The 15,113-nt window shown below is 56.2% G+C and carries 16 protein-coding genes; 4 read left to right on the forward strand and 12 right to left on the reverse strand.

The window, feature by feature from the left end:
* Positions 1 to 168: 168 nt before the first annotated feature.
* The 5 genes from livF to livK are packed head-to-tail and all read right to left on the reverse strand — an operon-like array spanning position 169 to position 5,004.
* A complete protein-coding gene (gene livF, locus M8370_RS02860) occupies positions 169 to 882 on the reverse strand; it encodes a high-affinity branched-chain amino acid ABC transporter ATP-binding protein LivF (protein ID WP_043951706.1) in 714 nt (237 codons plus the stop codon).
* A gap of 1 nt (position 883) precedes the next feature.
* Positions 884 to 1,651, reverse strand: a complete 768-nt coding sequence (livG, locus tag M8370_RS02865) for a high-affinity branched-chain amino acid ABC transporter ATP-binding protein LivG (protein WP_013099129.1) — start codon at positions 1,649 to 1,651, stop codon at positions 884 to 886.
* A complete protein-coding gene (gene livM, locus M8370_RS02870; protein WP_013099130.1) occupies positions 1,648 to 2,925 on the reverse strand; it encodes a branched chain amino acid ABC transporter permease LivM in 1,278 nt (425 codons plus the stop codon). Before livM ends, livG begins: the two co-directional genes overlap by 4 nt.
* A complete protein-coding gene (livH, locus tag M8370_RS02875) occupies positions 2,922 to 3,848 on the reverse strand; it encodes a high-affinity branched-chain amino acid ABC transporter permease LivH (protein ID WP_013099131.1) in 927 nt (308 codons plus the stop codon). Before livH ends, livM begins: the two co-directional genes overlap by 4 nt.
* 46 nt (positions 3,849 to 3,894) lie before the next feature.
* A complete protein-coding gene (gene livK / locus M8370_RS02880) occupies positions 3,895 to 5,004 on the reverse strand; it encodes a high-affinity branched-chain amino acid ABC transporter substrate-binding protein LivK (protein WP_250020459.1) in 1,110 nt (369 codons plus the stop codon).
* Positions 5,005 to 5,428: 424 nt separating this feature from the next.
* Between livK and panM the strand changes: the two genes are divergently transcribed.
* The gene (gene panM / locus M8370_RS02885) at positions 5,429 to 5,812 is read left to right on the forward strand and encodes an aspartate 1-decarboxylase autocleavage activator PanM (protein ID WP_057072388.1); all 384 of its coding nucleotides are present in this window, start codon (positions 5,429 to 5,431) and stop codon (positions 5,810 to 5,812) included.
* 120 nt (positions 5,813 to 5,932) lie between these two features.
* On the opposite strand, the gene livJ is transcribed toward panM, so the two are convergent.
* From livJ to ftsY, 6 genes are all read right to left on the reverse strand, one after another.
* The gene (gene livJ, locus M8370_RS02890; RefSeq protein WP_014833593.1) at positions 5,933 to 7,033 is read right to left on the reverse strand and encodes a branched chain amino acid ABC transporter substrate-binding protein LivJ; all 1,101 of its coding nucleotides are present in this window, start codon (positions 7,031 to 7,033) and stop codon (positions 5,933 to 5,935) included.
* 196 nt (positions 7,034 to 7,229) lie between these two features.
* On the reverse strand, positions 7,230 to 8,495 hold the full coding sequence (locus tag M8370_RS02895; RefSeq protein ID WP_250020460.1) for a 4-aminobutyrate--2-oxoglutarate transaminase: 1,266 nt from the start codon (positions 8,493 to 8,495) through the stop codon (positions 7,230 to 7,232).
* 136 nt (positions 8,496 to 8,631) lie between these two features.
* Entirely contained in the window at positions 8,632 to 9,489 is an 858-nt protein-coding gene (gene rpoH, locus M8370_RS02900; protein WP_008500093.1) for an RNA polymerase sigma factor RpoH, read from the reverse strand.
* Positions 9,490 to 9,740: 251 nt separating this feature from the next.
* Positions 9,741 to 10,796 carry a permease-like cell division protein FtsX gene (gene ftsX / locus M8370_RS02905; protein ID WP_013099139.1) on the reverse strand — a complete coding sequence of 352 codons (1,056 nt, stop codon included), beginning with the start codon at positions 10,794 to 10,796 and terminating at the stop codon, positions 9,741 to 9,743.
* Entirely contained in the window at positions 10,783 to 11,454 is a 672-nt protein-coding gene (ftsE, locus tag M8370_RS02910) for a cell division ATP-binding protein FtsE (RefSeq protein WP_013099140.1), read from the reverse strand. Before ftsE ends, ftsX begins: the two co-directional genes overlap by 14 nt.
* A 2-nt stretch (positions 11,455 to 11,456) precedes the next feature.
* Positions 11,457 to 12,914 carry a signal recognition particle-docking protein FtsY gene (ftsY, locus tag M8370_RS02915; protein WP_023621804.1) on the reverse strand — a complete coding sequence of 486 codons (1,458 nt, stop codon included), beginning with the start codon at positions 12,912 to 12,914 and terminating at the stop codon, positions 11,457 to 11,459.
* A gap of 127 nt (positions 12,915 to 13,041) precedes the next feature.
* Here ftsY and rsmD point away from each other — a divergent pair, with 127 nt between their 5' ends.
* Together rsmD and M8370_RS02925 are read left to right on the forward strand one after the other, a co-directional pair.
* Positions 13,042 to 13,644 (forward strand): 16S rRNA (guanine(966)-N(2))-methyltransferase, encoded by a 603-nt coding sequence (gene rsmD / locus M8370_RS02920; protein WP_029883606.1) that lies wholly within the window; start codon positions 13,042 to 13,044, stop codon positions 13,642 to 13,644.
* Positions 13,628 to 13,909 carry a DUF1145 family protein gene (locus tag M8370_RS02925; protein WP_013099143.1) on the forward strand — a complete coding sequence of 94 codons (282 nt, stop codon included), beginning with the start codon at positions 13,628 to 13,630 and terminating at the stop codon, positions 13,907 to 13,909. Before rsmD ends, M8370_RS02925 begins: the two co-directional genes overlap by 17 nt.
* A 54-nt stretch (positions 13,910 to 13,963) precedes the next feature.
* Here M8370_RS02925 and M8370_RS02930 read toward each other — a convergent pair whose 3' ends face one another.
* Complete coding sequence (locus tag M8370_RS02930; protein WP_029883607.1) at positions 13,964 to 14,320, reverse strand: DUF2500 domain-containing protein; 357 nt, start codon at positions 14,318 to 14,320, stop codon at positions 13,964 to 13,966.
* Between the two features lie 129 nt (positions 14,321 to 14,449).
* Here M8370_RS02930 and M8370_RS02935 point away from each other — a divergent pair, with 129 nt between their 5' ends.
* Complete coding sequence (locus M8370_RS02935; protein WP_013099145.1) at positions 14,450 to 15,076, forward strand: lysoplasmalogenase; 627 nt, start codon at positions 14,450 to 14,452, stop codon at positions 15,074 to 15,076.
* Positions 15,077 to 15,113: the final 37 nt, after the last annotated feature.

Genomic DNA, 15,113 nt, shown 5'->3' on the forward strand with positions numbered 1-15,113 from the left:
ACAGAAAAATAACTGTTTGCTTACAGATAAGTGACAACAAAAGGTCAGCGGGATGATGGTTGTGTGAAGGGGTTTATGTGAAAAAGCCGGGTGGCGGCTTCGCCTTACCCGGCCTACTCGATCCCGTAGGCCCGGTAAGCGTAAGCGCCACCGGGCAATACAGACGGCTCAGCCACCTAAATACGCACTCCGCACCGCTTCATTGGCCAGCAGCGCATCGCCGGTATCCTCAAGCACCACGTGGCCGTTCTCCAGCACGTAACCGCGGTCGGCAAGCTTCAGCGCCTGGTTGGCGTTCTGCTCGACGAGGAAGATGGTCATCCCCTCTTTACGCAGCTGTTCAATGGTGTCGAAGATCTGCTGAATGATAATTGGCGCAAGACCCAGCGACGGTTCATCCAGCAGCAGCAGGCGCGGCTGGCTCATCAGGGCGCGGCCGATCGCCAGCATCTGCTGCTCACCGCCGGACATGGTCCCCGCACGCTGAATACGACGCTCCCACAGGCGCGGGAAGAGTTCGTACACCCACTTGATACGGGACTGATACTGGTCGCGATCAGCGAAGAAGCCGCCCATCGCCAGGTTCTCTTCCACCGTCATGCGCGAGAAGACGCGACGCCCTTCAGGGACTATCGCCACCGCTTCACGCATGATTCTGGCGGTCTGCCAGTCGGTGATGTCTTTGCCATCAAACACAATCCGCCCGCTGGTGGCGCGCGGGTCGCCGCACAGGGTACCAAGCAGCGTGGTTTTGCCCGCGCCGTTAGCCCCAATCAGGGTGACGATTTCGCCCTGATTGATATGCAGGCTGACGTCGTGCAGCGCCTGGATCTTGCCGTAGTGCGCGTTGACCTTGTCGAACGTTAACATCGCTTTTTCCATCTTATGCCTCACCCAGGTATGCGCGGATCACGTCCGGGTTGTTGCGGATCTCATCCGGCGTGCCGTTTGCCAGCGGCGTCCCCTGGTTCACCACGTAGATACGGTCAGAGATCCCCATTACCAGCTTCATATCGTGCTCAATCAGCAGGATAGTGGTGTCGTGATGATCGCGAAGCTCAGCAATCAGCTCGTCCAGCTCTTTGGTCTCTTTCGGGTTGAGGCCCGCAGCGGGTTCATCAAGCATCAGGATTTCCGGCTGCGTTACCATGCAGCGCACAATCTCAAGGCGACGCTGATCACCGTACGCAAGGTTACTTGCCTGGCGGTTGGCATGCGGCAGCAGACCGATACGGTCAAGCCATGTTGCCGCACGATCCAGCGCTTCGCTCTGCGCCCGGCGAAAGGCTGGCGTCTTCAGCAGGCCGGAGAACAGACCGGTTTTCAGCTGCTGATGCTGTGCCACCAGCAGGTTCTCAATCACCGTCATCTCGCGGAACAGACGCACGTGCTGGAAAGTACGCACCACGCCCATGCGGGCAATCTGCTGGCCCGGCAGCCCTTCCAGATGCTGGTCGCGCAGCATGATGGTGCCGCCCGTCGGCTTGTAGAAACCGGTCAGGCAGTTAAACACCGTGGTTTTTCCCGCACCGTTCGGGCCAATCAGGGAGACGATCTCTTTCTTGTGCAGATCCAGATTCACATTGTTGACCGCCAGCAGGCCGCCAAAACGCATCATCAGACCGTTAACGGATAATAATGGCTGACTCATGCCTGCTCTCCTTTTGCTTGCCCGTTCTTCAGCTTCAGCTGTGGACGGGTCATCGGCAGCAGACCCTGCGGACGCCAGATCATCATCAGCACCATCAAACCACCCAGCATCAGCATGCTGTATTCGTTAAAGTCACGCATCAGCTCGCGTGAAACCACCAGCAGAATGGCGGCGAGGATAACGGCAAACTGCGACCCCATCCCGCCGAGCACCACAATCGCCAGCACAAAGGCGGATTCGGCAAAGGTGAACGATTCCGGGCTGACAAAGCCCTGACGCGCGGCAAACAGCGTGCCGGCAAAACCGGCGAACGCGGCGCTGATGGTGAACGCAGTCAGCTTAATGCGGGTCGGGTTGAGGCCCAGGGAGCGGCAGGCGATTTCATCTTCACGCAGCGCTTCCCACGCGCGGCCCAGCGGCATACGCAGCAGGCGGTTAATCACGAACAGCGTGATGACCACCAGCAGCAGCGCCACCAGATAGAGCCAAATCACGCGATCGGACGGATCATACTTCACGCCGAAGAAGTTGCTGAAGGTATCCCAGCCGCCTTCACGGGCGGTACGGCTGAACTCCAGACCAAAGAAGGTTGGTTTCGGGATCTGGCTAATCCCGTTCGGGCCGCCGGTCACCTCGGTATTGTTGAGCAGCAGGATACGGACGATTTCGCCGAAGCCTAAGGTCACAATCGCCAGGTAGTCACCGCGCAGGCGCAGCACCGGGAAGCCAAGCAGGAAACCTGCCGCGGCAGAAACCAGCCCCGCCAGCGGCAGGCACGTCCAGAAGCCGAGACCGTAATAGTGGTTCAGTAGCGCAAAGGTATACGCGCCAATGGCGTAGAAACCGCCGTAGCCCAGTACCAGCAGGCCAGAGAGCCCCACCACCACGTTCAGGCCCAGACCCAGAATAACGTAGATCATGGTCAGGGTGGCGATATCTACCGTGCCGCGCGAGACCACGAACGGCCACGCCACCGCAGCCACCAGCAGCGCCACGAGGAACAGCTTCTGCTTAACGGTGGAGCCGTCGATAGCCGGCAGGACAAACTTCGGTCCTGAGACGCCTTTCAGCGTTTTCTGGAACAGCGGACGCAGCAGCTGGAACAGGAACACCACGGCGGTGCCGATAAAGACCCACTGCCAGCGAATGTCTGCGGCGGTGTCCACCACAAGCTTTGTGCCGTTCAGCTCTAACTGAACGCCCATAAAGACGCCCGCCAGCACGAAGAACATGGCGGCAGAGAGCAGCGCCATTGCAAAATGCATCGGTTTCATACTTTCTCTACCTCCGGACGACCCAGAATACCGGTAGGCATCACCAGCAGAACCAGAATCAGCAGGGCAAACGACACCACGTCTTTATACTCGGTACTCAGATACGCTGAGGAGAGCGCTTCTGCCACGCCCAGAATCAGGCCGCCAATCATCGCGCCTGGAATACTGCCGATACCGCCCAGTACCGCCGCGGTAAAGGCTTTCATCCCGGCCATAAAACCGATGTACGGGTTAATTACGCCGTAGAACTGGCCGAGCAGGACGCCTGCGACGGCCGCCATCGCCGCGCCGATCACAAAAGTGAGCGCAATCACGCGGTCAGTGTTGATGCCGAGCAGGCTCGCCATCTTCAAATCTTCCGCGCAGGCGCGGCAGGCGCGTCCCATGCGGGAGTAGCGGATGAAGAGCGTCAGAGCGAGCATCGCAATAAAGGTCACCACCCAGATCACCAGTTGCATGGTGGTGATAGAGGCAGAGAAGTTTTCGCTGGCGCCGACAATCCACTGGCCGTTGAACAGGCTTGGCAGCGCCACATCGCGCGAGCCTTCGGTCAGGCTGACGTAGTTTTGCAGGAAGATAGACATCCCAATCGCGGAGATCAGGGCAATCAGGCGCTTGGAGCTGCGTACCGGCCGGTAGGCCACCCGCTCGATGCTCCAGCCGTAGGCGCTGGCAATCACAATCGCGCCGACAAACCCGGCGGCGACCAGCAGCCAGCTGCTGTCGATACCCATCATCATCAGGGCGGCGATAATCATAAAGGAGACGTAGCTACCGATCATGTACACCTCGCCGTGGGCGAAGTTGATCATGCCGATAATGCCGTACACCATCGTATAGCCGATGGCAATCAGCGCGTAGGTGCTTCCCAGCGTGACGCCGTTAAACATCTGCTGCAGGAAATAGAGAAACTGCTCGGACATATGCAAACCTTTTTATACCCGCCCGGCGGTCCGGGCGGCGGGATAATTATTTGGCGGCCGAAGACGAACCGTCGGCGTGCCACTTAAAGACACCAAATTCAAATCCCTTCAGATCGCCTTTCTCATCCCAGTTCAGCGGCCCAATCACGGTGTTCGCCCCGTGTGCTTTTAAATCTTTCACCAGATCCAGCGGCTCTTTGCTGCCGGTACGGTCCATTGCCGTTGCCAGAGACTGCACGGCCGCGTAGGTGATCCAGACGTATGGACCACTCGGATCTTTCTTCTGCGCCTTAAGCGCATCCACGATAGCCTTGTTGGCCGGATCCTGGTCATAGCGTTTTGGCATGGTGACCAGCATGCCTTCGGCAGAATCCCCTGCGATGTTGGACAGGGAGGCGTTGCCCACGCCCTCTGGCCCCATAAACTGGGTTTTCAGACCGGTGGCGCGCGCCTGGCGCAGCATCTGGCCCATTTCCGGGTAGTAGCCGCCGTAGTAGACGAAGTCGATGTTCTCTTTTTGCAGACGGGCGATCAGTGCGGAGAAGTCTTTCTCACCGGCGGTAATGCCGTCGAAGAAGACGATGTTCGCGCCGCCTTTTTTCAGGCCGTCCTGCACGGAGCGCGCCAGACCTTCGCCGTACTGCTGCTTGTCATGAATGATGGCAATGCGCTTTGGCTTAACGGTGTCGAGGATATATTTCGCCGCGGTTGGCCCCTGGGAGGAGTCCAGACCGGCGGTACGCATAATGTGCTGGTAGCCGCGCTGGGTCAGCTCCGGGTTGGTGGCACCAGGGGTAATCATCAGAATACCTTCGTCTTCGTAGATATCAGACGCAGGCTGAGTGGACGATGAGCACAGATGGCCGATCACATACTGGATGCCATCGTTCACGATTTTGTTCGCCACCGCGACGGCCTGTTTTGGATCGCAGGCGTCGTCGTATTCCACGCCCACCAGCTTGTCGCCTTTGATGCCACCTTTGGCGTTGATGTCTTTAATTGCCTGACGTGCGCCGTTGAACTCCATGTCACCCCACTGGGCAACAGGCCCGGACATGGCACCGACCACCGCAACTTTAATCTCTTCCGCCATGGCTGCATGCGAGAGAGACAATGCAACCATGCCCGCGATTAACGTCTTCGCGTTCCTTTTCATCTCTGAATCCCCATTCGTGATGTCGTGTATATATTTTGTTTTATTATGGTTAAAAAGCATTCTGTACTTTTAATGCACAACGCTATTTTTACCAGTGCCTTTAATGGTTTAGCGCAGGTTTTTATCAAAAACCAGACTAAAATCTCTATTTTTCAGGCGATTAAGCAAAGATAATATTCTGAAATCAGGCAGAGATAAACAAATAAAAGTGCAGTTTGCAGCATAAAATAACGGCACAAAGCGCCGAATAAATCACTGCCATTCAGGTTAAAATTCTGCTTATTTTTCGATCCATGTGTTTTCAGACTGCACTTCGTCCTGGCAAAAAACTAATCACCTGGTAACGGGGAATAAAAAGAGGAAGCCGCTGAGCGAATAAATTGAGTACACTGCCTCTACTCAATTTGATTTGGACAAGCAGCTAATGAAACTGACTATCGTTCGTCTGGTGACCTTTAGCGACCAGGATCATATCGACCTGGGCAAGATCTGGCCGGAATATTCCCCTTCATCGCTGAGCGTTGACGAAACCCACCGTATTTATGCCGCGCGCTTCAACGAGCGTCTGCTGGCTGCTGTGCGCGTGACGCTGAGCGGCACGGAAGGGGCGCTGGACTCTCTGCGCGTGCGTGACGTCACCCGTCGTCGCGGCGTAGGACAGTACCTGATTGAAGAAGTGATCCGTGAAAACCCGAGCATTAACTCCTGGTGGATGGCCGACGTAGGCGTGGAGGACCGTAGCGTGATGGCGGCGTTTATGCAGGCGTTAGGGTTTACGGCGCAGAAAAATGGGTGGGAGAAGCGCTAGATTTGTGCGGCCTGATGCCCTCACCCTAACCCTCTCCCACAGGGAGAGGGCATTGCCCGGTTTTCTCCCTCTCCCTGTGGGAGAGGGCCGGGGTGAGGGGGGTATCAACCCGCACCAGCATTATTTTGCGTCAGTAGCAGTACCGTTGGCATGCCAGTCAAACACGCCGAACTCGAAGCCCTTCAGATCGCCCTTCTCATCCCAGGAGAGCGGCCCCATCACGGTATCAACAGAGTTCGCTTTCAGCCAGGTGGCAATCTCAGCCGGATCGGCTGACTGGTTCAGACCCGCCTGCAGAGACTGCAGTGCTGCGTAGGTTGTCCAGACGAACGCGCCGCTTGGATCCTGTTTCTTCGCCTTAATGGCATCTACAATCGGTTTGTTCGCAGGGACCTGGTCGTAGTTCTTCGGCTTGGTCACCAGCAGGCCTTCCGCAGACTCACCGGCAATGTTAGACAGGGAAACGTTCGCCACCCCTTCCGGCCCCATGAACTGGGTTTTCAGACCCGCTGCACGAGCCTGACGCAGGATCTGCCCCATTTCCGGGTGGTAGCCACCGTAGTAAACGAAGTCGATATTCTCTTTCTTCAGACGCGCCACCAGGGTAGAGAAGTCTTTCTCACCGGCGGTGATACCATCAAAGAAGACGACGTCAGCATTCGCTTTCTTCAGGTTGTCCTGCACGGAGCGCGCCAGACCTTCACCGTACTGCTGTTTGTCATGAACGATCGCGATACGCTTCGGCTTCACTTTTTCGACAATGTATTTGGCGGCCGTTGGGCCCTGATCGGAGTCCAGACCGGTGGTGCGCAGGATCAGCTTATAGCCGCGCGACGTCAGCTCCGGTGCCGTTGCCGCCGGGGTGATCATCAGGATGCCTTCGTCTTCGTAGATATCAGACGCAGGCTGGGTGGAAGAGGAGCACAGGTGACCGATAACGTATTTGATGCCGTCGTTCACCACTTTGTTCGCCACGGCAACCGCTTGTTTGGGGTCACAGGCATCATCATATTTTACGATCTGCAGTTTTTCGCCTTTGATACCGCCCTTCGCATTAATGTCGGCAACCGCCTGTTCTGCGCCCGTAAATTCCTGGTCGCCATACTGTGCTACCGGACCGGACATCGCGCCCACCACGGCCACTTTAATATCGGCCTGCGCCATGGTGCTGAATGCCAACGCGATACATCCTGCCAGTAACGCTTTACCCTTCATGTTCATCCTGAGATTCCCCATTATTATGGTTATTACGATTGTTGTGATGTTGTTGTGTAGCGCTTTATTTCAGTTATAGGTATACCAGTCGCGCTTTTTCAGCATACTCTGCTAAAACATACCCCATTTTTATGATTTTGGAATAGCAAATTTGAAATGAATATATGATAAGCCCGGCAGGAATTTCACCGGGCTTCTGGCTTTAACGAGTCAGCGACGCAGAAATAATGTCCAGCGCTTTACGGAACTGCACTTCAGGGATTGTGAGCGGATAGAGGAAACGGATGACGTTACCGTACACGCCGCAACTCAGAAGCAGAAGGCCTTCCTGCAGGGCTCGCTCCTGAACCTGACGGGTGAATTCCGGTGACGGCAGCCCGGATTGCGGATCGTTAAACTCCACCGCCACCATTGAGCCTTGTGCGCGGATATCCGCGATATACGGACAGTGTTCCTTCGCTTTGTTCAGTACTTCCACCAGATGATGACCCAGGTGCGCCGAGCGCGTGCAAAGGTCGTCTTCATCAATCACGTCCAGCACGGCATGTGCGGCGGCGATCGCCAGTGGGTTACCGGCATAGGTACCGCCCAGTCCGCCAGGCGCAGGCGCGTCCATCACCTCGGCGCGGCCCGACACCGCCGAGAGCGGCATGCCACCCGCCAGGCTTTTCGCCATGGTGACCAGATCCGGTTTCACGCAGTGGTGTTCCATCGAGAACAGTTTTCCGGTACGCGCAAAACCGCTTTGCACCTCGTCGGCGATCAGCAAAATACCATGGGTATCGCACAGGGCGCGCAAGGCCTGCATAAAATCCGCCGGTGCGATATTGAAACCGCCCTCACCCTGAACCGGTTCAAGAATAATGGCCGCGACCTGGTCCGGGGCAATGTCCGCTTTGAAGATACGCTCCAGGCTTTTTAATGCCTCCGCCGTACTGACACCGTGCAGTTCATTGGGGTATTGGGCGTGATATACCGAGCCAGGAAACGGCCCGAAACCCAGCTTGTAAGGGGCAATTTTCCCCGTCAGCGCCATGGTCATCGAGGTGCGTCCATGAAAAGCACCGCCAAAGGCGATCAGGCCTGGGCGTCTGGTGTATGCGCGGGCAATTTTTACCGCGTTTTCGACGGCTTCTGCCCCCGTTGAGAAGAAGGCGGTTTTGGCCGGGCCGTCAATCGGCACACGCGCGTTGATTCGCTCGGCAAGCGACACATAGCCCTCGTACGGCACAATCTGGTACGCCGTGTGGGTGAAGGCATGAAGTTGTTTTTCAATGGCGGAAATGATTTTTGGATGGCGATGCCCGGTGTTCAGCACCGCTATTCCGGCGGCGAAGTCGATATACTCGTTGCCCTCGACGTCCCACACCGTGGCGTTTTCAGCTTTTTCGGCATAGAAGTTACACATCACGCCGATGCCGCGCGGCGTCGCCTGTAAACGCCGGTCGTTCAGTTCGTTATTTTTCACCCTGTCCCCCTGAAAAAGTCGCCTGCTTAGCGCATCAGTAAGTGTTTGCCAGGGGGGAGAAATTCGCCAGAGCGGGCGCTAAAAAAACAAAACCCCCGGATTCGCATCCAGGGGCTCTCGTCATACTTCGCGGAAATTACGCTTCAATCGCGGCGCGAAGTTTTTTCATGGCGTTTTTTTCAAGCTGACGCACACGTTCAGCGGACACGCCGTAGCGGTCGGCCAGCTCCTGCAGCGTGGACTTGTTGTCTTCGTCCAGCCAGCGGGCACGGATAATATCCTGGCTACGCTCGTCAAGGCCTTCCATCGCATAGCTCAGCTTGTTCGCGGCCTGATCTTCCCAGTTGTCCTCTTCAATGCCGTCAGCAAAGTTAGAGGTCTTATCCTGCAGATACAGTACCGGCGCCATTGGCTGGCTGTCGGACGCATCGTCATCGGAAGACATGTCAAAAGTCATGTCCTGCGCGGCCATACGGGATTCCATCTCACGCACATCTTTGCTGGAAACACCCAGCTCGCGCGCCACCATTTCTACTTCATCCTGATTGAACCAGCCCAGACGCTGCTTGGTTTTACGCAGGTTGAAGAAGAGTTTGCGTTGCGCTTTTGTCGTGGCGACTTTCACGATACGCCAGTTGCGCAGCACGTATTCGTGAATCTCTGCTTTGATCCAGTGCACAGCGAAGGAGACCAGTCGTACACCCACTTCCGGGTTAAAGCGACGTACAGCCTTCATCAGGCCGATGTTACCTTCCTGAATCAAGTCCGCCTGCGGCAGGCCATAGCCCGCATAATTACGAGCAATGTGAACAACAAAGCGCAGGTGAGACAGGATCAGCTTTTTCGCTGCTTCCAGATCGCCCTGGTAATGCAGCTTTTCAGCAAGCTCCTTTTCTTCCTCGGCCGTTAACATCGGCCAGGTGTTCGCAGCCCGGATATACGATTCCAGGTTACCAACAGGGGCTAAAGCTAAAGTTTGCATTTCTTTGGTCATTCATTCCTCTCAATGTTTCTTCTGGTCCAGGTTGTCCCCATCAGGCAACAACCATGCCAAAGCGTTTGAGCAACGAGATTAGCATTCACTCTTTTATCAGACAGTGATTTTATCCACAAGTTCCAGGTGCAACGGTGAATAAATTACGCATAAAATGTGACATGGAGATGATAACAGGGGAAGAGACAACAGGGACGCTTTCCCTGCAGAGCGAACATCTCGGTGCAGGGAAAGATTATATCACGCTTTTCTTAGTCGGGAGTAAAGTGGCGTAAATGTTGAACCGTCGCCAGCCATGCTGCCACCCAGCCAATCATGGAGCAGACGAGCAGCAGAAGAAGGCACTCATCGAACCCTAAGCCACTGATATCAAACTTAGTTCCGAAGACCTGCGCCACCTCGGTCACGGCGGAGGAGAGCCGCATCACCAAAATTTCTGACAATATCAGTGAAAGAAATGCGCCGGAAAAACCGAGCAATGCGCCGCCGTAAAGGAACGGACGCAGGATGAAGCCATCCGTCGCACCAATCAGCTTTTGCACGTTGATGGTATCACGGCGAGCGAAAATGCTCAGGCGCACGCTGTTACCGATGACGAGGAACACCGCCGCCACCATCAGCACGCCAATCATCGCCGACACGCGCCCCACCAGCCCGGTCAGTGCGGCAAGACGCGCAAACCAGCTGTCGTCCATACGCACTTCATCAATGCCTTTAATGGTAGAGATGCGGTCGCGCAGCGTATTAAGTGAATCCGTTCCCTGGAAGTCGAGCTTCGGGATCACCACCGCCACGGCCGGCAGCGGGTTCTCTTCGAGCATATCCAGCGCGCCGCCAAAGCCTGACCAGTTACGGAACTCACCCAGCGCTTCTTCGCGGGAAAGGTAGTTCACCTTCTCCACGCCCTTCTCGGCCTGGATTTGCCCCACCACCTGCGCCGCGGCGTTATCGTCGAGCGCTTTGTCCAGATAGACCGTGATCTGCGGAGACGGATAGTACTGCGACGCCGCCTGATTCACGTTCTTATAGACCATATAGCAGACGCTTGGCAGCGTCAGCGAAATGGCGATAACCATCACCGTCAGGAACGTCGCCAGCGGTTTACTTTTCAGATCCTGCAACGCGCCGTGGAAGGCGTAGCGTACCTGTTCATTGAACACGTTGGTTTTGCGGGAGTTTGGCTTCGGCGCGGCTTTCGCCCGCTTCGGCGCATTACGGTTACCGTCACCGCCACCCTGCGGCTTACGGAAACGGTCAAACCGGTTCCCGAACTGCCGAATCTGGTTCATTGCATCACGCTTGTTCACCGTGGCCTCCGTGCAAATGCCCGTCGCTCAGGGTCAGCATGCGGTACGAACGGCGGGAAATGAGCCCGATGTCGTGCGTCGCCATCAATACCGTCACCCCAACGCGGTTGAATTCCTCAAACAGACGCAAAATCCCTTCAGAAAGGGCGTCGTCCAGGTTACCGGTCGGTTCATCCGCCAGCAATACCGCAGGCTTGTTCACCACCGCACGGGCAATGCCCACACGCTGCTGTTCACCGCCGGAGAGCTGGATCGGGAAGTTCTTCGCTTTGTCCAGCAGCCCGACCTTATCCAGCGCCGCAGAGACGCGACGGCGGATATCATCATAGCTGGCACCGGCAATAATCAGCGGGATCGCCACGTTATCGAAAACGGTGCGATCCATCAGCAGGTGGTGATCCTGGAAAATCATCCCGATCTGGCGACGCAGGAACGGCACTTCGCGGTTCTTAAGACGGCTAATCTCATGGCCGCTGAACCAGATTTTCCCGGCGCTTGGCCGTTCAATCCCACAGATAAGCTTGAGCAGGGTACTTTTCCCCGCGCCGGAATGGCCGGTCAGGAATGCCATCTCGCCTGGCTGCAGGTGGAAGGTCACCCCCTGCAGCGCTTGTCTCCCACCGAGATAGGCCTTGCTGACGTGTTCAAAGCGAATCATTGTTAGTCCTCTCGGGCAAATAATGCCTCAATAAAGTCGTCCGCCTTAAACGGACGCAAATCCTCAATACGCTCGCCCACACCGATGTAACGAATAGGAATGCCGAACTGATCGGCCACGGAGAAGATCACCCCGCCTTTCGCGGTGCCGTCCAGTTTGGTCAGCGTGATCCCGGTCAGTCCTACCGCTTCATGGAACAGCTTCGCCTGGCTGACGGCGTTCTGTCCGGTGCTGGCATCGATGGTCAGCATAATTTCATGCGGTGCGTCTTCGTCCAGCTTCTTCATGACGCGGACGATTTTCTTCAACTCTTCCATCAGGTGCGATTTGTTCTGCAAACGCCCTGCGGTATCGGCAATCAGGACATCCACATTTCGCGACTTCGCCGCCTGGATGGCGTCAAAGATCACGGACGCGGAATCCGCACCGGTGTGCTGCGCAATCACCGGAATGTTGTTGCGCTGGCCCCACACCTGCAGCTGTTCAACCGCCGCCGCGCGGAAGGTATCACCCGCCGCCAGCATCACCGTTTTACCCTGCTGCTCGAACTGACGCGCCAGTTTGCCGATGGTGGTGGTCTTCCCGACACCGTTAACGCCAACCATCAGAATAACAAATGGCGTTTTGCCTTCAATATTAAGCGGTTCGTCAACTTTTGCGAGAATTTCACCCATCTCGTCTTTCAGCAGGCCGTACAGCGCTTCGGCGTCGCGCAGCTGTTTGCGGCTCGCCCCTTCGGTCAGGTTGGCGATGATCTTACGGGTGGTTTCCACCCCAACGTCCGCAATCAGCAACTGCTCTTCCAGCTCTTCAAACAGATCGTCGTCGATCTTTTTGCCGCGGAACAGACTGATAAATCCGGAACCTAAATTTTCTTTGGTTTTTAACAGGCTGCGTTTCAGGCGGGCAAAGAAACCTTCTTTGGTCGGTTTTTCCTGCTCCTGAACGATCTCCTCTTCGGCCTGCTCTTCCACCGGCACGACGATAACCGCTTCTTCAGCCGCCTGAGCGGCCAGCGCCTGGGCTTCCAGCTCTTCGTCGGTCAGCGCCGGCTCATGTGCCGCTTCTTCTTCCACCGCGTCGACAATTTCCACGGTTTCCGCTTCGGCCTGCCACTCTTCAGGGGAAACGTCCTCCGCTTTTACCTCTTCCGGCAGCGGCAACTCTTCATGTTCGATAACGGCCTGCGGCGCTTCAGTAACCGCTTCAACAACAGGTTCTGGCTTTTCGCTCTCCTGAACCTGTTCGGTGACCTCAACCACCTCTTCAGCAAAGGCTTCAGTCTCTTCTTTGCTGTGCGCATGCTCTTCCGCTTCGACAACCGCGGCGGTTTCTACAGGCGTTTCAGGCTGAGACTGCTCTTCAACGGCTTGTTGTTCTTCGGTTTTCTGTTCTGTTTCTTGCTCTTTTTCACCGAAACCCAGCCAGGAAAAGAAGCCACGTTTTTTTTGTTTTGCCATCTGCGACTACACTCCTCGCGGCGCTATATACATGGAAGCTAAAAAAATGATGAAATAGTCTAACACTTTACTTAATTGACATCACCGCCCGCAATCGCAGGCCAATTGTTAACAGAGCTTTCCTGAGATGAAGAAACCCAACCGCGCCCCAGCCGGTCAAATTCGTATTATCGGTGGCCAGTGGCGAGGCCGGAAACTCCCGGTGCCGGACAGCCCCGGTTTACGCCCAACCACCGACCGCGTGCGTGAAACGCTGTTTAACTGGCTGGCCCCGTCAATGGTAGACGCCCACTGCCTCGACTGCTTTGCGGGCAGCGGCGCATTAGGGCTGGAAGCCCTCTCGCGCTACGCCGCCAGCGCCACGCTGCTGGAGATGGAGCGCGGCGTCGCGCAGACGCTGCAGCAAAATCTGGCGACGCTGAAAGCCACCAACGCCAAAGTGGTGAACACCAATACGCTCAGTTTCCTCGCACAGCCAGGCACGCCGCACAACGTGGTGTTTGTCGATCCGCCGTTCCGTAAGGGGCTGCTGGAAGAGACGTTATCCCTGCTGGAAAGCAACGGTTGGCTGGCGGATGACGCGCTGATTTACGTTGAAAGCGAAGTGGAAAACGGGCTACCGCCAGTGCCGGTTCACTGGGATTTACACCGCGAAAAAGTGGCGGGTCAGGTCGCTTATCGTCTGTATCATCGTCAGGCACAAGGAGAATCCAATGCCAGTACTGATTAATCTGGGACGTTTGCTGATGCTGTGCGTCTGGGCGTTTTTACTGCTCAATCTGGTGCATCCGTTCCCGCGCCCGATGAATATCTTTGTGAACGTGGCGTTTATCTTTACCACCTTCATGCATGCCCTGCAGATGGTGATGCTGAAAAATGGCCTGCCAAAAGACGGCCCGCAGATGACCGGCTGGCAGCAGCTGCGCGTGTTTATTTTCGGCGTGTTTGAACTGCTGGTGTGGATGAAGAAGTTTAAGGCGCAGGTGAAGAAGTAAGGTGCGGTCTGATGCCCTCACCCTAACCCTCTCCCACTGGGAGAGGGGACCGTATTATTCAGCCCTGAACCCCTCAAACCGCGACCCTTTGTAACTCAGCATCCCTTTCTCACCTACCGTCAGTTGATGGTACTGCTGCGCCTCCAGGCGGAAGGTCATCTCCAGGCCGCCCGTTTCCGGCTTAAAGCTCGCTTCATAGCGCATGGTCGTTCCCGCAGGGGTAACCTGTTGCTGGCGCGAGCGCCGGTCATTAAGGGGTTTTTCGCGTTTATTGCTCACCACCACGCGCTTTTGCATCAACGGCGCGGCGTCGTTATCCGCTTTCTCGCGGCGCTGCTGCACAAAACGGAACGAGGCGGCAATGACGATAATCGCCACCACGATAATGAAAAACAGCGGCATCTTGCTCATTCAACAATCCCATAAGATTATGCGGAATTCAGGATACCCTGACTCCCCCGGCATTGCCAAACGCCTGCCCGCATCACTACACTGAAGATGAAACTGATTATTCAGCCTTAACAGATACAGGGAGTTAATATGCTTTGGTCATTTATCGCTGTCTGTTTTTCCGCATGGCTTTATGTCGATGCGTCATACCGCGGTCCGGCCTGGCAGCGCTGGTTGTTTAAACCCGTCACGCTGTTGCTGCTCCTGCTGCTTGCCTGGCAAGCGCCGATGTTTAACGCCATCAGCTACCTGGTCCTCGCCGGGCTGTGTGCTTCCCTGATTGGCGATGCCTTAACCCTGTTGCCGCGTCAGCGTCTGCTGTATGCCGTGGGGGCGTTCTTCCTGTCGCATCTGCTTTACACCATCTACTTTGCCAGCCAGATGACGCTATCCTTCTTCTGGCCGCTCCCGCTGGTGCTGCTGGTGATCGGCGCGCTGCTGATCGCGGTGATCTGGTCACGCCTGGAAGAGATGCGTCTGCCCGTCTGCACGTTTATTGCCATGACGCTGGTGATGGTGTGGCTGGCCGGTGAACTGTGGTTCTTCCGCCCAACCTCACAGGCGATGTCCGCTTTCTTTGGCGCGGCGCTGCTGTTAATCGGCAATATCGTCTGGCTGGGCAGCCACTATCGCCGTCGTTTCCGGGCTGATAACGCGATTGCCTCCGCCTGTTACTTTGCGGGGCACTTCCTGATTGTGCGTTCGCTGTATATCTAAATAAGCCTTGACTCTGGAGTCGACTCCAGAGTGTATG

The sequence above is a fragment of the Enterobacter cloacae complex sp. OE43NF genome, assembly GCF_023544405.1.
Taxonomy (GTDB): Bacteria; Pseudomonadota; Gammaproteobacteria; order Enterobacterales; family Enterobacteriaceae; genus Enterobacter; species Enterobacter cloacae.